This window comes from Roseobacter sp. FCG-D35 (assembly GCF_033436665.1).
Classification (GTDB): domain Bacteria; phylum Pseudomonadota; class Alphaproteobacteria; order Rhodobacterales; family Rhodobacteraceae; genus JAWQFO01.
Map to the genome: position 1 here is coordinate 395,945 of NZ_JAWQFO010000001.1, position 19,813 is coordinate 415,757.

At 66.1% G+C, this 19,813-nt stretch carries 17 protein-coding genes and 1 tRNA gene; 9 read left to right on the top strand and 9 right to left on the bottom strand.

The genetic code is table 11. The features are described 5' to 3' along the window. On the top strand, positions 1-680 hold a 680-nt coding region (locus R5H30_RS01705), incomplete at its 5' end, for an NAD(P)/FAD-dependent oxidoreductase (RefSeq protein ID WP_318326255.1). A gap of 1 nt (position 681) precedes the next feature. Here R5H30_RS01705 and R5H30_RS01710 read toward each other — a convergent pair. After that, complete coding sequence (locus R5H30_RS01710) at positions 682-2,046, bottom strand: FAD-dependent oxidoreductase (protein ID WP_318326256.1); 1,365 nt, start codon at positions 2,044-2,046, stop codon at positions 682-684. A 180-nt stretch (positions 2,047-2,226) separates the two neighbouring features. Between R5H30_RS01710 and R5H30_RS01715 the strand changes: the two genes are divergently transcribed. Then, a complete protein-coding gene (locus tag R5H30_RS01715; RefSeq protein ID WP_318326257.1) occupies positions 2,227-3,897 on the top strand; it encodes a thiamine pyrophosphate-binding protein in 1,671 nt (556 codons plus the stop codon). A gap of 4 nt (positions 3,898-3,901) precedes the next feature. Continuing rightward, complete coding sequence (mnmH, locus tag R5H30_RS01720) at positions 3,902-4,933, top strand: tRNA 2-selenouridine(34) synthase MnmH (protein WP_318326258.1); 1,032 nt, start codon at positions 3,902-3,904, stop codon at positions 4,931-4,933. A 78-nt stretch (positions 4,934-5,011) separates the two neighbouring features. Here the strand turns inward: mnmH and R5H30_RS01725 are convergent, their stop codons facing one another. The 7 genes from R5H30_RS01725 to R5H30_RS01755 all read right to left on the bottom strand — a co-directional run bounded on the left by R5H30_RS01725 (position 5,012) and on the right by R5H30_RS01755 (position 12,329). Further along, positions 5,012-7,204, bottom strand: a complete 2,193-nt coding sequence (locus R5H30_RS01725; RefSeq protein ID WP_318326259.1) for a slr1591 family oxidoreductase — start codon at positions 7,202-7,204, stop codon at positions 5,012-5,014. A 78-nt stretch (positions 7,205-7,282) separates the two neighbouring features. Further along, positions 7,283-8,518: a fumarylacetoacetase gene (gene fahA / locus R5H30_RS01730; RefSeq protein WP_318326260.1), complete on the bottom strand. Its 1,236-nt coding sequence runs from the start codon at positions 8,516-8,518 to the stop codon at positions 7,283-7,285. A gap of 258 nt (positions 8,519-8,776) precedes the next feature. Continuing rightward, positions 8,777-9,304, bottom strand: coding sequence for a DinB family protein (locus tag R5H30_RS01735; protein ID WP_318326261.1), 528 nt, complete (start codon positions 9,302-9,304; stop codon positions 8,777-8,779). 397 nt (positions 9,305-9,701) lie between these two features. Then, a complete protein-coding gene (locus R5H30_RS01740; protein ID WP_318326262.1) occupies positions 9,702-10,061 on the bottom strand; it encodes a helix-turn-helix domain-containing protein in 360 nt (119 codons plus the stop codon). Positions 10,062-10,638: 577 nt separating this feature from the next. Continuing rightward, positions 10,639-10,723: transfer RNA gene (locus R5H30_RS01745), tRNA-Leu, on the bottom strand. Positions 10,724-10,806: 83 nt separating this feature from the next. Beyond that, positions 10,807-11,676, bottom strand: coding sequence for an NAD(P)H-hydrate dehydratase (locus tag R5H30_RS01750; protein ID WP_318326263.1), 870 nt, complete (start codon positions 11,674-11,676; stop codon positions 10,807-10,809). After that, positions 11,676-12,329, bottom strand: coding sequence for an NAD(P)H-hydrate epimerase (locus R5H30_RS01755; RefSeq protein WP_318326264.1), 654 nt, complete (start codon positions 12,327-12,329; stop codon positions 11,676-11,678). Before R5H30_RS01755 ends, R5H30_RS01750 begins: the two co-directional genes overlap by 1 nt. 299 nt (positions 12,330-12,628) lie before the next feature. Between R5H30_RS01755 and R5H30_RS01760 the strand changes: the two genes are divergently transcribed. The 5 genes from R5H30_RS01760 to R5H30_RS01780 all read left to right on the top strand — a co-directional run bounded on the left by R5H30_RS01760 (position 12,629) and on the right by R5H30_RS01780 (position 17,591). Next, positions 12,629-12,967: a P-II family nitrogen regulator gene (locus tag R5H30_RS01760; RefSeq protein WP_318326265.1), complete on the top strand. Its 339-nt coding sequence runs from the start codon at positions 12,629-12,631 to the stop codon at positions 12,965-12,967. A 34-nt stretch (positions 12,968-13,001) separates the two neighbouring features. After that, entirely contained in the window at positions 13,002-14,405 is a 1,404-nt protein-coding gene (gene glnA / locus R5H30_RS01765; RefSeq protein ID WP_318326266.1) for a type I glutamate--ammonia ligase, read from the top strand. Positions 14,406-14,847: 442 nt separating this feature from the next. Then, positions 14,848-15,687, top strand: a complete 840-nt coding sequence (locus R5H30_RS01770; protein ID WP_318326267.1) for a hypothetical protein — start codon at positions 14,848-14,850, stop codon at positions 15,685-15,687. 146 nt (positions 15,688-15,833) lie between these two features. Beyond that, a complete protein-coding gene (locus R5H30_RS01775; protein WP_318326268.1) occupies positions 15,834-16,646 on the top strand; it encodes a hypothetical protein in 813 nt (270 codons plus the stop codon). Between the two features lie 141 nt (positions 16,647-16,787). Continuing rightward, positions 16,788-17,591 carry a lytic murein transglycosylase gene (locus tag R5H30_RS01780; protein WP_318326269.1) on the top strand — a complete coding sequence of 268 codons (804 nt, stop codon included), beginning with the start codon at positions 16,788-16,790 and terminating at the stop codon, positions 17,589-17,591. On the opposite strand, the gene R5H30_RS01785 is transcribed toward R5H30_RS01780, so the two are convergent. Then, a complete protein-coding gene (locus tag R5H30_RS01785) occupies positions 17,588-18,292 on the bottom strand; it encodes a heme-dependent oxidative N-demethylase family protein (RefSeq protein ID WP_318326270.1) in 705 nt (234 codons plus the stop codon). The genes R5H30_RS01780 and R5H30_RS01785 overlap by 4 nt on opposite strands. Positions 18,293-18,419: 127 nt before the next feature. On the opposite strand from R5H30_RS01785, the gene dddP reads away from it, so the two are divergent. After that, complete coding sequence (gene dddP, locus R5H30_RS01790; RefSeq protein ID WP_318326271.1) at positions 18,420-19,760, top strand: dimethylsulfonioproprionate lyase DddP; 1,341 nt, start codon at positions 18,420-18,422, stop codon at positions 19,758-19,760. The last annotated feature ends 53 nt before the right edge of the window (positions 19,761-19,813 follow it).

The window sequence follows — 19,813 nt, forward strand, 5'->3', positions numbered from 1 at the left end:
GGATCGTGCCGCACGCCCGCGCCACCGAACTCGAGCGCACAGTGGCGGGCTTTCGCCTGCGTACAGCGAAGGGCACGATCCGCGCCGGCAAGGTGATCCTTGCCACCAACGGCTACAGCGGCCCCCTCTCGTCGTGGCACCGGCGGCGCGTGATCCCGATCGGTTCCTACATGATCGCGACCGAGGTGCTGCCGCAGGGTCTCATGGACCGCCTGCTGCCGACCGACCGGATCCTGTCGGACACGCGAAGGCTGGTCACCTACTACCGCCCCTCGCCGGACCGGTCCTGCATCCTGTTCGGCGGGCGCGTATCGCTGTCCGAGACCGACCCGGACGTCACCGGCCCACGGCTGCTGGCCGACCTGCGCCGGCTCTTCCCGGAGCTCTCAGACACGCGCATCCGCCGCTCGTGGTGCGGCACCGTGGGCTACACTTTCGACACGCTGATGCACGCGGGCGAGGATCGCGGACTCTATCACGCGATGGGATACTGCGGCTCGGGGACCGGCATGGCCGGCTATCTGGGCATGAAGATCGGTCGCAAGGCGGCAGGGCTCGAAGGCGGCGACACCGCCTTCGACCGCATTCCCTGCCCGACCCGGCCGTTCTATTCCGGCAGCCCCTGGTTTCTGGCGCCTTCGGTTTTGGTCTACCGCATCCGCGACCGCTTCGGATGGTAGCTCAGCTATAACGCACGCCTTGGCGCGCCAGTTCGGTCTGCACCGCCACGATGTCGACCTCCGCCAGATCGCGGTTCGAGCGCACCGCCTGGGCGGCGGCGATCCCGGCCCCCTGCCCCATGACCGCACAGCAGGACATGTTGCGCGTCGCGGCATGTGCGATGCGGTCACCACCGCTGGACCGTCCCGCGACGACGAGGTTGCGGATCTTTTTGGGCAGCAGCGACCGGAACGGGATCTGCATGTAGCGTCCGGTAGTCGGCAGGATAAGGATGCCGTAGCCATCGATGAATTCGGGATAAATCCCGATCGAATCCTCGAACCGGCCCTCTTCGCGCACGTCAGTTTCGGTCATGTCGTAAAGCGCGTCGATCTTGCGCGTGTCCCGGATGCCGATGCTCATGCCGAAGTTGCGCAGCCGCGCGTTTCCGCAGCCCGGCATGTAGCGTTTCAGCGCCTCGATCGCGTGACCGACCTGGCGCCGCCCCTCGATTTCGCCGCGCGTCAGCGAGTCGGGATCGGTGCCGTCCACGCCGTCGAGCTGGATCAGGTTCATGTAGGTCAGCTCGCCGGTGTCATGCATCGCCCCCCAGGTTCCTGCGATGGTCGTCAGGTGCGCCGGGATCAGCCCGTCGCGGATCGCGGCGTCGAAGGGTTTCTTGATGAAGGGCGAGAACATCGCGTCTTCCTTGCCCGAGGTCTCGATCACCCATTCGCCGCCCCCGCCCCAGTCCTTGTAGGTCTGCGGATCGTTCTGGATCCCCGCCATGAAGGTGCGCTTGTCCACCCCGGCGAGGTGGAACATCACCGAGGCCGCCATCATGCCCTCGGGCGGCGTCATCCGGGTCGGCGCGCCGGCGCGGTGCGCGACGTCGGCATCACCCGTGGCGTCGATCACCACCTTGCCGAGGATCGCCTCGCGTCCGGCCTTCGACTCGGTGATGATCCCCGTGATCGCGTCGCCGTCCATCACAGGCGCGACAAACTGCCGGTGCAGCATCGGCTGCACCCCGGCCTCCTCGACCAGCCGGTCGGCGACGATCTTGAATCCCTCGCTGTCGAGTTCGTAGCTGAGCGACTGGCTTTCGGGCACCGCCGCGCCCATGTCCTTGGCGCGATCCTCGAATTCGCGCCCAATGCCGCCGGCCTCGACGGTCTGTTCGTGCCGGTACCAGGCAAAGCCCTCCACGCCGACAACCGTGATGTTGCCGCCCATGCAGCCGAAGCGCTCGACGAGCACCACCTCGACCCCGGCCCGGGCGGCAGCAAGGGCGGCGGCAAGCCCGCCGGGACCCGAGCCCACGACGATCACGTCGGTTTCGCGGATCACGTCGATCTGGCGTTCCGGTTCGGTGATGCGGCGCATGGTGGTCCTTTCGGCTGCGAGTCAGAACGGGTCTGGCGGCCACACAATCCCATCGCACGGCCCGGGGAAAGCGCAAATTCCCCCCGTGACCGATGCGCGGCGCCCGCAAGACGGCCCCTTGCAAGCATCCCCGTGTCGCGCCACAACCCGCAGGAACGCATCTTCCGCGGAGGGACGACGATGACACGCAACGGAGGCCGGCTGCTGGTCGATTGCCTGCTCGGACTGGGCGCCACGAAAAGCTTCGGCGTTCCCGGCGAAAGCTACCTCGCCGTGCTCGACGCGCTGCACGACACCGCCGGACGGCTCGATTTCGTGCTCTGCCGGCAGGAAGGCGGCGCCGCCTTCATGGCCGCCGCCTGGGGCAAGCTGACCGGCAGCCCGGGGATCTGTTTCGTCACCCGCGGGCCGGGGGCCACCAACGCGTCGATCGGCATTCACACCGCGATGCAGGATTCGGCCCCGATGCTGGTTTTCGTGGGCCAGGTCGGCACCGACATGAAAGGCCGCGAGGCGTTTCAGGAACTCGACTATCGCGCGGTCTTCGGCACGATGGCGAAATGGGCGGTCGAGATCGACGACGTCGCGCGCATGCCGGAGATCATCGCGCGCGCCTGGAAGACCGCGACCGCCGGACGGCCGGGACCGGTGGTCATCGCCCTGCCCGAGGACATGCTGGTCGCACAGACAGATGCCGCGCCGGTGTCAGCCCCGTCCGAGGTGTTCGAAGCCGCCCCGTCGCCGGCCGCAATGGCCGGTGTCGCCGAGATGCTGCGCGTATCGGAGAGACCGCTGATCCTGCTCGGCGGCTGCAACTGGAACGAGCCCGGGCGCGCGGCGCTGCAGAGCTTTGCGGAAAGCTCGGGCATTCCCGTTCTCGCCGCCTTCCGCTACCAGGACCAGTTCGACAATGCTTCGCCGGTTTTCTGTGGCGAGGCCGGCGTCGGGATGCCTGCGCATGCCAAGCGCCTGCTGAGGGAGGCCGACACGATCCTCGCCGTCAACGTGCGCTTTGGCGAGATGACGACCGACGGCTACACGCTGCTCTCGGTGCCCGAGCCGCGCCAGAGGCTAATCCATGTCCATGCCTCGGAGGCGGAAATCGGCAAGATCTACCGGCCCGCGCTCGGTATCCAGTCCGGGCCCAACGCCTTTGCACAGGCGTTGCAGCCCGTCGAAGGCGGCTGGTCCGACTGGTGCGCGACGGGTCGACGCGACTTCGAGGCGAGTTTCGACGCTCCGGCCCAGCCCTCGCCCGTGGACATGGTCGCGGTCATGGCGCACCTGCGGGACACCCTGCCCGAGGACGTGATCCTGACCAACGGCGCAGGCAATTTCGCGGTCTGGCCCAACAAGTTCTTCCGCTTCGGGCCGCACAGCCGCCTGCTGGCCCCGCAATCCGGCGCGATGGGCTACGGGCTTCCCGCCGCCATCGCAGCCAAGGTCGCCCATCCCGACCGTACGGTCGTCTGCTTCGCCGGCGACGGGGATTTCCAGATGACCTGCCAGGAGCTTGCCACCGCGGCACAGGCCGGAGCGCAACCGGTCGTGCTCGTGCTCGACAACGGCATCTACGGCACCATCCGCGCGCATCAGGAACGCAGCTACCCCGAGCGCGTCTCTGGCACGACAATGACGCACAACCCGGATTTCGCGGCCCTGGCGCGAGTCTACGGCTTTCACGGCGAGCGCGTCGAGCGGACGGAGGATTTCGCTGCCGCCTTCGATCGCGCCCTGGCCTCGGAAACCGGGGCGGTCCTGTCGCTGGCGATTTCGCCCGAGGCGCTGACCCCGCGCGTGACGCTGTCGAAGATGCGCGCCGACGCGCTGGCCCGGACCGAGCCGGCCTGAGAGGATGGCGCAGGTTCTGGGTAGGCTCGAGGACCTCGACACTCTGCTGTTCGATCAGGTCGTCGACGTGCGCTCGCCATCGGAATTCGCCGAGGATCACGTGCCCGGTGCGATCAACCTGCCGGTCCTCTCGGACGCCGAGCGGGCCAAGGTCGGGACGATCTACGTGCGCCAGGACCGGTTTCTCGCCCGCAAGATCGGCGCCGCGCTGGTCTCGCGCAACGCCGCGACCCATCTCGAGGGACCGCTGGCCGACCGGGACGGCGGCTGGCGCCCGCTGGTCTACTGCTGGCGCGGCGGGCAGCGCTCGGGCTCTTTCACGACAATCCTGAAACAGGTGGGCTGGCGCGCCGACACCATCGAGGGCGGCTACAAGTCCTATCGCCGCTGCGTGGCCGAGTTGCTCTACGATCGGCGCGTGGCACCGCCGGTCGTGGTCATCGACGGCGGCACCGGGACAGCCAAGACGCGGCTCTTGCACCTGATCGCCGACGAGGGCGGCCAGATGCTGGACCTCGAGGCGATGGCCGAGCATCGCGGCTCGGTCTTTGGCCCGACAGGCGAGGCGCAGCCGAGCCAGAAGATGTTCGAAAGCCGTCTTGCGGAAAGCCTGCGCCGGCTTGATCCTGCGCGCACGGTCTTCGTCGAGGCCGAAAGCAGCAAGATCGGCCAGCGGGTGATCCCGCCTATGCTCTGGCAGGCGATGGGCTCGGCGCGACGGATCCGGATCAGCGCGCCGCTTGCAGCGCGCGCGAGGCATCTGGTCGAAAGCTACCCCGACATGGTGGCCGATTCCGACCGGCTCGACGCGGTGTTGGGCAAGCTGGTGACATATCACGGGCATTCGCAGGTTGCCGACTGGCGCAAGCTGGCGGCGCAGGGGGCATACCGGGATCTGGCCGCGACGCTGATCACCACGCATTACGATCCGCGCTACCAGCGCATGACCCCGTCGGACGGCATCGAGACGCTGGAGCTGCGGGATCTGTCCGAGCCGACCCTGCGCGACACCGCGCGACGCTTGCTGTCCACCTGAACCGATTTTTCGAGGACCGGACATCCATACCCGTTTTCTTGCAAGAAAACGGGCCGGAGTTTTGCAAAACTCCGGCGCTCAATCCGAACCGCTGCGGATCGATGGCGGGCCGGTTTCCAAGCGTCCCACGACCGCTGCCGCATGACCGGCGTTGCGCAAGCTGGCGACCAGCGGACGCGCCGCGTCGGGATCGACCGCCGCCAGCAGTCCGCCGCTGGTCTGCGGGTCGTGCAGCAGCGCGCCACGCGCGCCTTCGGCCCCTGCGACGGGGGCCGCCGCCCGGTTCGCCGCCCAGATCGTCGAGCGTATCCCCGCTTCCGCGAGGTCCAGCGCGCCGTCGTAGAGCGGCACGGCATCGAGGTTTATCTTCGCGGCCAGCTTCGAGGCGCGGCAGATCGCCATGAGATGCCCGGCCAGGCCGAAGCCGGTGACGTCCGTCATCGCATGCGCATCCGACAGGATCCGCGCGGCATCGTCCTGCGGCCGGGCCATTGCCGCCAGGACCCACGCCACGTCCCTGCCCCGGGCCTTGCCTTGCATCTCGCCCGCGAGCAGCGTGCCGGTGCCGATCGGGCGCGTCAGGATCAGCGCGTCGCCGGGCCGAGCGCCACCATGGGTGATCGCCGCGCCGTCGAGCAACCCGGTGATCGAGAATCCGATCGTCATCTCGGCGCCCATGGTCGAATGACCGCCGACGATCTCGGCACCCGCAGCTCCCAGAACCGCGCCGGCCGCCTGCATGATTTCGGACATGGTGCGCGCCTGCAGTGCCTCCGACATGCGCGGCAGGATCACCGAGACGAGCGCCGCCTGCGGGGCCGCGCCCATCGCCCAGATATCACCGAGCGCATGCACCGCCGTGATCCGCGCCATCAAGCCGGGGTCGTCGGTAAAGGCGCGCAGGTGGTCCGTCGTCAGCACTTGCCGCACACCCCCCGTGTCGAGCACCGCCGCATCATCGCCCGGACCCGAGAGCACGTCGGCGCGGCCGGGCTGGTCCAATGCGTCCAGCACCGCGCCAAGCGCGCCGGGCGCCACTTTCGACCCGCAGCCGCCACACAGGGGGTCGGACCTCTCGCCCAGGGTTTCGATAACACTTGCCGCGACCTCCGCAGGCAGTGAAGATTGCCGCATTTCCGGAAAGGTCTGGAACTTTTCCATGAACGCCCGGTCGATCCGGTCCTTCCAGCGCCACAGCACGGGATGTGCGACGCTGCGACCCCACTTCTCGGCAATGGCGGATTTGTCCCCAAGAGAGATCAGCTTGAGGTAATGGCGCTGCGGGTGGAACGGACGCGTCTCGCGCCCAGACAGAACCGCGCGCAGGTTGTCGAGAAGCGGTTTCGCCGCCCGGACCGCGAAGACCCCGGCCTTGGGTCGCGGCGCGGCGTCGAGATGCGCGCAGTCGCCCACCGCGAAAAGCGAGTCCTGACCGACCACCCGCAAATCCGCGCCGGCCCGGACGAAGCCGTCCTCGGTGACCGGCAATCCGGTCTGCGCCAGCCACGGATGCGCATAAGCACCGGCCGCGCCCACGGTGAAGCGGCTCGGCACATGCCGGCCGTCCGCGAGGGTCACGCCATCTTGCCGCACACCCGCGACCTCCGCGCCGGTGATCGCCGTGACGCCCAGGCGCTCCATCGCCGCGGCGAGGCCACGCCGGGCCGACGGCGTTGCACTCAGGAGGTCTTGCCCGGCCTCGATCAGCGTGAGCTTCGGGGTCGCACGGGCCACTTCGCGCAGCGCAAAGGCCATCGCGAGTGACAATTCGGCCCCCGCGACCCCGCCGCCAATCACGGCGGCCTCAGCCGGGACATCGCCCGCGGCGACGCTCGCCAAGTACGTCCGCCAGCGATCCGCGAAGATATCGAGAGGCTTGGCGGCCACGGCGTGTTCGTCGAACCCCGCGATGCCCGGGATCCGCCCATGGATGCCGACGTCGATCGAGGCCACGTCCCAGGCAATCTGGCCGCGCCCCGCCACGCTGACCGTCCGCGCCTGCGGATCGATCGCCGTCGCCGCACCCAGGATGAGCCGCGCCCCGGCAAAGCGGGCAAGCCGCACGAGGTCGATGTCGAGTTCCTCGCGCCGGTAGTGGCCAGCGACATGGCCCGGCAACATCCCCGTGTAAGGCGCCGCCGGGTTCGGATCGATCAGCGTCACGCGCACGCCGGGCAGCGGGTTCATGCCCCACATGCGCAGCACCAGCGCATGCGCATGCCCTCCGCCGATCAGCACGAGGTCACGCGTCAGCGGTATCTGGATCTGCATACTGTCGACCTTCGGCTGACCTTTCCGCGCGATGGGCTCGGCGAATTCGCGCGCCTGCTCTTGAAGCTCAAGGCGGGTTCATCCCCGTGCCGGCAGGAGCTTGCCGGTGCATGCGCCGAAGCCCACGCGGTAGCCGTTCCCTTCCGCCGCGCCGCGCAAGGTCAGGGTGTCGCCATCCTCGATGAAGCTACGCGTCGTGCCGCCGTCGAGTTCGATGGGCTCCTTGCCGCCCCAGCTGAGTTCGAGCAGCGAGCCGCGGCTCTCCCTGTCGGGCCCCGAGATCGTGCCGGAGCCCAGCAAGTCGCCCACCCGCATCGGACAACCCGACGCGGTGTGATGACAAAGCTGTTGGGCGGCGGAATAGTACATCTCGCGGTAGTTGGTGCGCGACAGCACCTGTTCCGTGCCGCCCTCGGGCGTGATCGCCACCTCGAGCGCGATGTCATAAAGCGATGGGCCATCTTCCTTGAGATAGTCGAGCAGTTCGATCTCGCGCTCGGGCGTCGGCACGCGGAAAGGTTCCAGTGCGGCCGCGGTCACGATCCACGGACTGATAGAGGTCGCCGTCGCCTTCGACTGGAAGGGTCCGAGCGGCTGGTACTCCCAGGCTTGGATGTCGCGCGCCGACCAGTCGTTGAGCAGCACGTAGCCGAAGATATTGGCCGCGGCCTGGCGGATATCGATCGGCCCCTCAGAGGCGGTCCCGACGACGGCCCCCAATTCGAGTTCGATATCGAAGCGCTGCGAAGGGCCGAACCGGGGCGCATCGTCATCCGGTCCCTTCAGCTGCCCCGTCGGTCGGCGCACGTCCGTCCCGGACACCACGACCGAGGACGCGCGTCCGTTATAACCGATCGGAATGTGCAGCCAGTTCGGCGGCAATGCGTTCTCGGGCCCGCGGAACATCGAGCCGACGTTGAAGGCGTGGTTCCGGCTGGCGTAGAAATCTGTGTATTCCGACACCCGGAACGGCATTTGCATCCGGACCTGCGCCATCGGAACCAGCGCCGCCTCGACCTGCGCGCGGGTTTCCGTCGTCTCGGAAAGCAGCGCGGTCAGTTCGGACCGCAATGCGGACCAGGCTGCGGGGCCGAGCGCCATGAACGCGTTCCAAGTGCCGGTCGTCAGCGTTCGCTGGAACGACAACACGCCCGCCTCTTCCAAGGCCGCCACGTCGAGAATGCTGTCGCCGATGGCAACCCCGCAGCGTCCGGGCGCTCCGCCAAGGGAAAACACGCCGTAGGGAAGATTGTTGAGCGGGAAGTCGGTGTCGGGCGCATTCGCGCTTTCGAGCCAGCTTGTGATCAGGGACATCGGGACGGTCTCATCTTGCGGGTGTTCGAGGGGTGGGCGCGGCCCGGCGACAGGCCACGCCGCGTTTACTTGTCCTTGCGCCGCTGCAACCAGCGAATGCCGAGAAAGAGCGCGATCAGAAGGACGATCCAGAAAATCAGGTCGAATAGAGCTGTCATGCGCGCAGACTACCGGTTTCGGCGGGCGGCGTCGAAGTGTTTCCGCGCGATGTTCGTAGCCCGCGCCTGCACGCGTCGGCCGCGCCATTCGCCCAAGATGTCACCGGTCTCGCCAGCGTTGCGCCGTCGGCACCCGACCGTAGTCGAGGTAAAAATCGTCGAGCTGCGGCGGGGCGACGCCGGCATGCTGCAGCTGGACATGCGCCTGCCCGCGATGATGCACCTGGTGCTGGAAGAGATGCAGAAGCAGATCGTCCACACGTTCCCACCGTGCGCCCGCATCGCGCGGCGTTTCGCGGCTCTGCCCCAGCGTCGTCGCGTCAAGATCGCGGCATAGCGCGACGAACCGCGCATCCTCGACCGCCTGAGCCGCGGCAAGCGTCCCGGCGCCGCGCGTCTCGGGGGTCTCGATCTCGGCGTAGGGCGTCGGTGTCCCTTCGAGTGCGGCAAGGTAGTAGCGATCCACGGTCAGAATGTGGGCCATCGTGACCCGCAGCGAGGGAAAAAAGCCGGGACGCGGACCGCAGAACGCCGTCTCGGGGAGCCGTATCAGCGCATCGTACAGGGTTTCATTCGCCCAAGCGTTGTTGCGCGCCATCATCAGATAGGGATGCGCCGTATCCGTCATCTCGCGTTCACCGGTGTCGGCGGCCCGGCAAGGGCGGCCATCTCGACAGTTATCCGATGCGTCCGGCATGGCCGCAAGCGGGATTGCGACGCCACCACGTCGATAGGTATCGTCCGGAAACGAGCACGCCCGCCATATCCTGGGGAGGAAACGACGGGCGCTCAAGGCCGCGGCAGCGGCCTGGATTTCCGGGACGGCCACCGCACACCGGCGCCCGGACAGTCTATAAAAATTGATCGCCTCCTCCCCCGACGGTGGCCGGGACCCTTGGCGCTCTAGTCACTAGCTACTGAAAATGCATTGAGCTATGCGGCGTCTACTAATTACCGGTGACGATCTCTCGTCCTACTCGTTACCCCGGCCGGACCGCGAAACACGGTCCGACCGGATACCAAACTCAGGCCGTCCGGGTCTGGGCGACGCCGCAGATGTCGTTGACAAAGGTCATGATCCGCAGCTTCAGCCGATCGTCCTTGATCGCGGAAAGCGCGTCGAGGATCTGCGCGTCGGTGTCGCGCGCGGCCTGGGCGTCGTCTTCGGACTTCATCCCTTCGAAGAAATAGGAAGTGGGAACGTTCAGGACCTGTGCGAGATCGAACAGGCGGCTGGCCGCGATGCGGTTGGTTCCCATTTCATATTTCTGAACCTGCTGGAACGAAATGTTCAGCTGTTCGGCGACTTCGGTCTGCGACATCCGGCGATGGCGACGGATCTGCTTCAGCTTCTGGCCGACGTGTATATCTACGTAATGTTTCACTGACTAACTCCTCATTTGCATCTGAAATCGGTTTTCCCGGAATGCGTTGATTCCAGCAATTTGTTAGATTTGTATTTTTTTCGTTTGAAAATGTACTCGTCTTGCGTGAGAGATAACCCCTGAATGGATTATAAATCTACCATCCGCGTTGAAAGATAAGGACGATTCCTAACTTCACTACCTGGAAGCGCGCGAATACAACCGCTCCTTTACCGCAAAAAGGTGGATTCACCGGTCAACAACACTCGAAAAATCGCGCGATTTTTTCGATTTTGGCCACTAAACCGCAGGATGAAATCACCAGACACGGCGCGGAATCGGGAAACACGCTGGCGTTGCACGGCGCTCCGTTGCCGCGATGGTGACAATCACGACTCAGGATCGCGGGCCGTCCGACGCGGCCGGACAAGTGAGTCGCTTAAAGCTCCAGGAAATGACCGAAACGACCGCGTGGCATCTGCCCATCTGCCGCAACGGTCGCAGGCGCCCCGCCATTTGCCTAGGACGGCAGCCGGAGGTTAACGGAGGAAGACGTGCTGCGCTGAAACCGGCTGGCGACAAACTCGCTCCGGAGGCTTGGTGCGGGTGAAGGGACTTGAACCCCCACGCCTTGCGGCGCCAGAACCTAAATCTGGTGCGTCTACCAATTCCGCCACACCCGCACGCGCGCCGGGATCGCCGGCTGGCCGGTTCCTACCAAAGTGGTTTCACGCTGGCGAGGGCAAATCGACGCGACCGGGCATTGTCAGGCTTCGAGGTCGCGCAGAACCCGCGGCAGGATTTCCGGCAGGTCCTCGGCGATGAGACCCGGACCGAAGACGCGCGCGCACTCGACGTGAAGCCAGCTGGCGGTTTCGGCGGCGGACCGAACGTCCCGGCCGCGTGCCAGCAGGCCCGCGATGAACCCGGCCAGCACGTCGCCGGCCCCGGCGGTGGCAAGTCCGGGCGCGGCGCGGTCGTAGCTTGCGGCATGGATCGAGGCCGCCCCGTCCGGTAATGCGATCACCGTGTCAGGGCCTTTCAACAGCACCGGGCAGCCGACGTCGCGCGCCGCCTCGCGTGCCGCATCGAGGCGCGACATCGCCGGTCCCTTTGCCGGGGCGGCCGAAAGCCGCTCCGCGATGCCGGGAAACAGGCGCGTGAACTCGCCGTCATGCGGGGTCAGCAGGCAGTGAGCGTGCAGCGCCGCGCGCAGCGAAGGGGATCGCGACAGCAGTGTCAGCGCATCCGCGTCGAGCACGGTCGGACGCCGCGCGGCGAGGACCTCGGCCAGAAGCCCCTCCTGGATGCCCTCGAGCCCGAGACCCGGGCCAGCGCAGATTGCGGTGATACGCCGATCGTCGAGCAACGCGCGCAGCGCCGAGGCATCCTCGCAGCTACGTAGCATCACGGCAGTGACCTGTGCGGCAACCTCCTGCAAGGCGGCAGGCGGCACTGCCAGCGTCACGAGGCCGGCGCCGATGCGCAGGGCGCCGCGCGCCGCCAGTCGCGCCGCACCGGTTCGTGCCGGCCCACCGCTCAGCACCAGCGGATGCCCGTGACTGAACTTGTGGCCCGCGGCCTTGCGCAGGGTGCCGATGTCGATGGTGTGCCGGGTGACGAGACGAACAGGCATCAGCGCGTCCCACTGTCCGGCAGGCCGATGTCACAGACGGCCAGTGTGCCGCAATGGGCCGGCCCTTCGGACAGATAGTGCCCGAGTTTGGCGCGATGAAACGTCACTGTCAGGTCCGCCGTGACTGCGCTGCCCTCAGCCCCGCCGATTACCCGTCCGCTGTCTGCGCAAAGCCCGGACGGGATGTCGAGGGAAAGGACACGCGGAGCGTTTAAGAAGATGCGGTCCAACGGCAGCGTCACGGGACGGCTCAGCCCGGTGCCGAACAGAGCATCGACGGCCAGGTCCGCGCCCGCGGCCAGCGTCTCGTCGGACGCGGCAGCAAGATCGCCGACCGTTCCCGAATTGACCCAGATGTCGTGGTTTCGCGCCGCATCGGCGGGCAGCGCATCCGGATGGCCCAGCAGCCAGAGAGAGATCGACAAGCCGCGAAGCGCCAGCAGCCGCGCCACGACGAAACCGTCCCCGCCGTTGTTTCCCGGCCCGCAGAAGATGGCGGCATGTCCGCCTGCCGCCAGCGCCGGCCAGTGCTGCAACGCCGTCGCCACGGCGCCTGCCCCGGCGCGCTCCATGAGCTCGAGCCCGGTCACGGCCCCGGACCCGATCGCCCGGTCCTCGGCATTGCGCATCTCGGCGGCGCTCAGCAGGTGCACGTTCATTCCCCTTCGACGGTCACCCTGCCGCAACCCCGAGGTGAGGTCGAGAGGCGGTTCGCACGGGCTGCGCGGGTCAGAGGTCGGCCGGGGCGGACACGCCCGACCGAGCGCCTTCGCCTGACATCGCGCAGAGTCGGAGCGCACGATTCAAAAACGCCCAAACATTAGTCGCTTCGCCCGAAAATTGGTCGCGGACGTGTCAAATCGCTTGCGCCGTCGAGATGCGACCGTGAGGCCGCATGGACCCTGCAGGGACGAGATGATCTGTCGGGCGAGAACGCGGTAGGAGGAATCCGATGAAGAAGATCGAAGCTGTCATCAAGCCGTTCAAGCTTGATGAGGTCAAGGAAGCCTTGCAGGACGTCGGCGTGCAGGGGCTTTCGGTGATCGAGGTTAAGGGCTTCGGTCGCCAGAAGGGACATACAGAGCTCTATCGTGGTGCCGAATACGTCGTCGACTTTTTGCCGAAGGTGAAGATCGAGATCGTCCTCGACGACGACATGGTCGACAGCGCCATCGATGCCATCATCGGCGCGGCCAAGACCGAGAAAATCGGCGACGGCAAGATCTTCGTATCGACCGTCGAACAGGCCATCCGCATCCGCACCGGCGAGACCGGTTCGGACGCGCTCTGACACATCATTCCAAAACGAAAAGGGACCAGCGAGAATGAGCAAAGAGCTTCTTAAGATGATGAAGGACGAGGAGGTCGCCTATGTCGACATCCGCTTCACCGACCCGCGCGGCAAGCTGCAGCACGTCACGGTAATGGCGGACCTCGTCGACGAGGATTTCCTCGAGGAAGGCTTCATGTTCGACGGCTCCTCCATCGCCGGCTGGAAGTCGATCGAAGCCTCAGACATGAAGCTGATGCCGGACCCGGACAGCGCCTACATCGACCCGTTCTACGCCGAGAAGACCGTCTGTCTGCACTGCTCGGTGGTCGAGCCCGACACCGGCGAGGCCTACGAGCGCGACCCGCGCGGCACGGCCGAGAAGGCCGAGGAATACCTCAAGTCGACCGGCATCGGCGACACCGCCTACATGGGGCCCGAGGCCGAGTTCTTCCTGTTCGATAACGTGCGGTATTCCAATACAATCAACAAGGTATCCTACGAAGTTGATGCATCGGACGCGTCCTGGAACACCGACACCGACTACGAGATGGGCAACATGGGCCACCGCCCGGGCATCAAGGGCGGCTACTTCCCGGTCAACCCCACCGACGAAAGCCAAGACCTGCGCTCGGAAATGCTGTCAACGATGAAGCGCATCGGAATGAAGGTCGACAAGCATCACCACGAAGTGGCCTCGTGCCAGCACGAGCTTGGTCTGATCTTCAACACGCTGACCAAGCAGGCCGACGAACTTCAGAAGTACAAGTACGTCATCCACAACGTGGCCCACGCCTACGGCAAGTCGGCGACCTTCATGCCCAAGCCGATCTACGGCGACAACGGCACCGGCATGCACGTCAACATGTCGATCTGGAAGGACGGCAAGCCGCTCTTTGCCGGCGACAAGTATGCAGACCTGAGCCAGGAGGCGCTCTACTACATCGGCGGGCTGCTCAAGCATGCCAAGGCGCTCAACGCCTTCACCAACCCGTCGACCAACTCCTACAAGCGTCTCATCCCGGGTTTCGAAGCTCCCGTGCTGCGCGCCTACTCGGCCCGCAACCGCTCGGGCTGCGTCCGGATTCCGTGGACCGAAAGCCCCAAGGCCAAGCGCGTCGAGGCCCGTTTCCCGGACCCGTCCGCGAACCCCTATCTCGCCTTCGCGGCGCTGATGATGGCCGGGCTCGACGGTATCCAGAACAAGATCGATCCCGGCGAGGCGATGGACAAGAACCTCTACGATCTGCCGGCCGAAGAACTGGCCGACATCCCCACGGTCTGCGGCAGCCTGCGCGAGGCCATCGAAGAGCTCCAGAAGGACATGGACTTCCTGCTCAAGGGCGATGTCTTTACCCGCGATCAGATCGAAGGGTACATTGAGCTCAAGATGGAAGAGATCGAGAAGTACGAGCATACGCCGCACCCGGTCGAGTTCGGCATGTACTACAGCTGCTAAACGCAGCACCTTCCGTCTGAAAACTCAAAGCGCCCCCCAAAATCGGGGGCGCTTTTTCCGTTTTGGCAACATTTCGCTCAGCACACGTGGATTCGCGTCGCTTAAGTGGAAGAATACTCCCGCCGTAGTAGAATTTAGACAGTGACAGCCGACGGTTTGTCGGACCCGTGTGTTTCGGGGGGTATCGGGTATGGTGAAGGTGACGCAGGACTCCGGCAAGACAGTGAAAGAACGGCAGACTCGCGAGGCGATCGTGGAGGACCTGCTAAACGAGACCAACTGGGAGCAGCGGCTCGAGGATGCCCGAGCGCGCCGTGAACGGTGTCTGGCCGACCGCGGGCCTGACCCTCAGACCGCTCGCAAGGCTACGACGGACTCGCCGCCGGCCCCGCCTTTGTCACCTTCGCGCCCCTCTCTGCTGCGAAGATTGACCCGCGACGTGATGACCGTCGTGGTCTGCAGCCTTTTTCTGGGCTTCGGCTTCGCACTCGGCCTGGGTGCGACCAGCGCCATCGGGATGCTCAGCGAAGAAGATGCGTCGGCCGGATCGGACGCGGACGCTGGTCTGTCGCTGTCTGAGGCAGCGCCGCGCGTCAGCGGCGGCGGCCAGACGCCCAGGAGTGCCGCATTGCCTCGACAGGACGCACCGGCCGTCATCGCGGATGCGCCGGTCGAACCGGACGTCGCGGAGGTGTCACGGAATGCCACCTCCGACTTGACAGCTATCGATATCGTCATTGCGCGTCCGCCTCCGCGGGCGGCTGACAACGACACCGCAACCGGAGCGGCGCAGGAAGATACCGGCGAACCCTCGGCTGCACCTGATGGCCAGGACGATGCGGACCCCGTGCTGTCGGCGGACTATGAAGCCGCGGGCGGCGATGTCGATGCCGTCGCCCTGCATCTCTATGCTCCGCGCAGCGTGCCAAAGGCGCGCATGATGGCGAACGTCGAGACCCTCGAACGGACCGGTTTCCCGGTTGCCAGCCCGCAGCGCGTCAACGTGCGGATCTCCGAACCGCACCTGCGCTTCTACGATTCGCGCGATGCCGGGCTTGCCCGGTCTATCGGCGCGGAGATGGGGATAGAAACCCGCGACTTCAGTGCCAGCGGCAATGGACGTCAGGGCCTGATCGAGGTCTGGCTCGACGGCAAGAACCAGCCGCGTCGCAATCGCGCCGTGAAGTCGCGCAACACGGTCGGCTCGGCGCGGGCAGAATTCATGACCGACCTGCGCGACCTGCGCCGGCATCTCGCGGAAAATCTCGGCCGCGCGCCCTAGGTCAGACTGTTCGCCATTCGGTCGTCAGCGCTCACGCGCGGCGCGAAATACCGCAACTTTGACATATTTCGGACGCATCGACTCCGCCTTTGCGCGCCAAATTCGCGGCAAGGCGGTAAACCGCGTGGACAATCGGGGTCGATACGATGAACCAGAACGGCGCATTTCTCGAAGCGGGACTTCTGATCGGAGCAACGGACCGGATCGACCTGGGGCTCGCGGCAGACCTCGTGGACAAGTATCTCTCGCGCTTCGGACACCCTACCGTCGAGCGCATGTCGGTGTCGCGCACCGAAAAGGAAATCATCACCCGGGACTTCGCCTTGCTGCTTTACGTGAAGCTGCCGGAACTGCGCGAGGAAACCGACGAGGACGGTCAGCTTGTCGAGATTGAACCCGACGCGCCCGAGGTTGTCGTAGTCATGGATGTCTTCGCCGCGGACGATAGCGAGGATGCTGAGCTCATCGACCCGGAGCCGCTGATGGCCGGGATCGTCGACGGGCTCGCGCGCCACGTCTCCGCGCACACCGTGCGCTGGCTCGATCCGGCCACTCTTCTGCCCACCGATGTCTTCTGCGCGGCGCTGGGGACTGATGCGGACAGCCAAGCAGAAGATGCGTTCGACTGGGCGGCGATGGGCGACGAGACGCTCGCATCGGTGGCGCGCACGCTCGATCCCACGGCGATGCCGAGCGCCGAGGCGCCGCCGATCCTGCTGCTCGACAAGCCGATCCGCGACGAGGCGGACCTTGCCTTGGGCCGCCCGCACCCCCGCGACCCGGCGGACGCCCATTTCGCCGCCGTACCCGCATTCATGGCCAAGGCCCGCTGGGCACGGGTCCGCTTTCCGCTGGCCCACGGCGCGGGACTGGCCGCAACGGCACTGGGGTTCTTCGCTCTGGTGAATGCACCGCGCATGGCCAGCGCGCTTGACGCGGCCACCGGTATCCTGCCCTGAGACCGCGGCGCGCAATGACAATCGCGTCAGGACGGTAAAAAGGCAGGACCTCGAACCGGCAAGCTGTTCACAAACCTGCCAGTTTGCGCCACGATAGCGGGAAGGCACAGCACGTCCACAGTCAGCGCAAGGGGCTTTCACATGCGATCGACCATTCGAAACGTCCTCGTCGCGGCCGGTTTCGCGGCCATGACCGGGCCGGCCCTCGCGGCGAGTTGCGGCAATACCTCCAGCGGTTTCGAAGGCTGGAAATCGGCTTTCGCAGCCGAAGCGCAGCGCGCAGGTGTCGGTCAGCGCGGATTGCAGGCGCTGGCCTCGGCACGCTACAGCCAGACTACGATCAACGCGGACCGCAATCAGAAGTCCTTCCGCTACTCGCTGCAGAAGTTCATGCAGGTGCGCGGCTCGGCCACGATCGTCGCACAGGGACGCAAGCGCAAGGCGAACAACGCGCGCTTGTTCCAGGTGCTCGAGCAGCAATACGGCGTGCCCTCGGGCGTGCTGATCGCGATCTGGGGTATGGAGACCGCCTTCGGTGGTTTCATGGGTGACACGCCGGTCGTTTCGGCGATCACTACGCTGGCCTACGATTGCCGGCGCTCGGACTTCTTCAAGCCCCATGCCCTAGGTGCGCTGACGCTGGTCGACCGCGGCGCGATCACCGGCGACACCCGCGGCGCCAAGCACGGCGAGCTCGGGCACACCCAGTTCCTGCCTGGCAACGCGCTGCGCTACGGGGTCGACGCCACCGGCGACGGGCGCGTGGATTTCTACAATTCGGTCGACGCGCTGGCCTCGACGGCGAATTTCCTGCGGTCGAAAGGCTGGCGTCCGGGACAGGGCTACCAGGAAGGTCAGCCCAACTTCGCGGTCATCAAGCAATGGAACGCGGCCACGGTCTACCAGCAGGCCATTGCGATCATGGCGGCCCAGATCGACGGCTAGGTCGTGCGCACGACGTAGCTGTGGATGGTGAAGACCACGGGCTGGGTGCGCGGCATACGCAGGATCGACTGGCGTTCCGAGCGGATATAGTTGCCCTGCCCCGTGGTCTTGCGCTCGGGCTGGTGCAGGTCCGGATCGACGTAGGCGAGCCGGTTGAAGCGCCAGAGCGGACGACCCGGCTGCACCCCGTCGAACAGGCGCTGAACGCGGCGCGCGATGCCTGCGTCGTATTCCGGAACCGGATCGTGGATCGCGGTCAGGGGGCGTCCGGCCTTCTCCGACAGTCGCCAGCTTGCCGGAAAGCACAGGCACGCACCGGTCAAAACGTGTTCGGCGCCGCGCTTTTCGAGCAGGCAGATATCCTCCTGCAACGTCCGACCTAGCACTTCGAGAGGCGGCAGATCGCGCGACACGCGCGCGCCGTCGGGACAGGTGATCGTACCGTCATCGATCCTGAACTCGCGTGCAGTCAAAAGCTTCAGTGCTTCGTCAAGGATTTCATCAGCGGCATTGCCGGCGTCCGCATCCTGCCAGAGCACATCCGTGCGGCGGGTGTCGAGCAGCTGGCGCCGGTAGGCCATCTGCGCGGTATAAGCATCGTCGACGCGCAGCCAGCCGTCCGGCGCCAGCGGAGCGACTCCGGGCAGCGGCCGCGGGCCGTCAAGATCGTCCGGAAGTGCGTCATGCAGGATCTCGGTCATGCCCCGCCTCTAGACCGGCTGCCCGGCAATGTCATGGGCCAAAAACGACGCCGGCGGGCGTCGGTTTCACGCGGGCCGCCCTGGCGGGACGCATCGCAGACTTGGCGTCAGTACCGGGAGCCGCGCGATGAACCTTCACTACCGCGATCACCGCAAGATCGATCCGCTGGGTGGCGACACTTTGCGCGACGGATCGCCCAACGACATGGACCGGATCGAGATCGGCCCGACCCAGCTGGCCCTTGCCGAATGGCGCGCCGCCGGGCTCGACCTGCCCGACCTGCCGGCGATGCGCGCCTACCGCCATGCCCGGCTCACCCGCGCGATCCAGGATCGCGGCTATGCCGGACTATTGATGTTCGACCCGCTCAACATCCGCTATGCCACCGACAGCACCAACATGCAGATCTGGAACACCCACAACCCGTTCCGGGCGGTTCTGCTCTGCGCCGACGGCTACATGGTGATCTGGGATTACAAGAACGGCATGTTCCTGTCGCGGTTCAACCCGTTGGTGCGCGAACAGCGCACCGGGGCGGATCTGTTCTACTTCGACCGCGGCGACAAGACGGATGTCGCCGCCGATGTCTTCGCCAACGAAGTGCGCGTCCTGCTTGCGGAACACGCGGGAAAAAACAAGCGCCTCGCCGTGGACAAGGTGATGCTGCACGGGCTGCGCGCGCTTGAGGCGCAGGGCTTTGACGTGCGCGACGGCGAGGAAGTGACCGAAAAGGCGCGCGCGGTGAAGGGCCCCGACGAGATCCGCGCCATGCGCTGCGCGGTCCATGCCTGCGAAGCCTCCGTGCGCGCGATGGAGGATTTCGCGCGGGCCCACATCGGCGACGGCACAACCTGCGAGGACGACGTCTGGGCGGTGCTGCATGCCGAGAACATCCGCCGCGGCGGCGAGTGGCTCGAAACCCGGCTGCTGACCTCAGGCCCGCGCACCAACCCGTGGTTTCAGGAATGCGGGCCGCGGGTCTGCCGGCGCAACGAGATCCTCGCCTTCGACACGGATCTCGTCGGCTGCTACGGTATCTGCGTCGACATCTCGCGCACCTGGTGGATCGGCGAGGCCAAGCCGCGCCCCGACATGATCTACGCCATGCTGCATGGGATCGAGCACATCCGGACCAACATGGAGATGCTGTACCCCGGCGTGGCGATTCCCGAGCTTTCGGCCAACACTCACGTGCTCGACCCGCAGTTCCAGAAGCAGAAATACGGCTGCCTGATGCACGGCGTGGGGCTTTGCGACGAGTGGCCGCTCGTGGCCTATCCCGACCGCGCCGTGGCGGGCGCCTACGACTATGCGCTCGAACCCGGCATGGTGCTTTGCGTCGAGGTGCTGGTCTCGCCCGAGGGTGGCGATTTCTCCATCAAGCTCGAGGATCAGGTGCTGATCACCGAGACGGGCTACGAGAACCTGATCACCTACCCGTTCGATCCCGCGCTTTGCGGCGTCTGAAACGGCAGTCACGTCCCCGGCATCGCGGCTTGTGTCCGGCGGGGCCCGGCGGC

Bases quoted from the DNA above. Each gene is read 5' to 3' on its own strand.
- R5H30_RS01710 (WP_318326256.1), bottom strand. From the start codon at position 2,046: ATGCGCCGCATCACCGAACCGGAACGCCAGATCGACGTGATCCGCGAA.
- R5H30_RS01715 (WP_318326257.1), top strand. From the start codon at position 2,227: ATGACACGCAACGGAGGCCGGCTGCTGGTCGATTGCCTGCTCGGACTG.
- mnmH (WP_318326258.1), top strand. From the start codon at position 3,902: ATGGCGCAGGTTCTGGGTAGGCTCGAGGACCTCGACACTCTGCTGTTC.
- R5H30_RS01725 (WP_318326259.1), bottom strand. From the start codon at position 7,204: ATGCAGATCCAGATACCGCTGACGCGTGACCTCGTGCTGATCGGCGGA.
- fahA (WP_318326260.1), bottom strand. From the start codon at position 8,518: ATGTCCCTGATCACAAGCTGGCTCGAAAGCGCGAATGCGCCCGACACC.
- R5H30_RS01735 (WP_318326261.1), bottom strand. From the start codon at position 9,304: ATGACGGATACGGCGCATCCCTATCTGATGATGGCGCGCAACAACGCT.
- R5H30_RS01750 (WP_318326263.1), bottom strand. From the start codon at position 11,676: ATGCCTGTTCGTCTCGTCACCCGGCACACCATCGACATCGGCACCCTG.
- R5H30_RS01760 (WP_318326265.1), top strand. From the start codon at position 12,629: ATGAAGAAGATCGAAGCTGTCATCAAGCCGTTCAAGCTTGATGAGGTC.
- glnA (WP_318326266.1), top strand. From the start codon at position 13,002: ATGAGCAAAGAGCTTCTTAAGATGATGAAGGACGAGGAGGTCGCCTAT.
- R5H30_RS01770 (WP_318326267.1), top strand. From the start codon at position 14,848: ATGACCGTCGTGGTCTGCAGCCTTTTTCTGGGCTTCGGCTTCGCACTC.
- R5H30_RS01775 (WP_318326268.1), top strand. From the start codon at position 15,834: ATGAACCAGAACGGCGCATTTCTCGAAGCGGGACTTCTGATCGGAGCA.
- R5H30_RS01780 (WP_318326269.1), top strand. From the start codon at position 16,788: ATGCGATCGACCATTCGAAACGTCCTCGTCGCGGCCGGTTTCGCGGCC.
- R5H30_RS01785 (WP_318326270.1), bottom strand. From the start codon at position 18,292: ATGACCGAGATCCTGCATGACGCACTTCCGGACGATCTTGACGGCCCG.
- dddP (WP_318326271.1), top strand. From the start codon at position 18,420: ATGAACCTTCACTACCGCGATCACCGCAAGATCGATCCGCTGGGTGGC.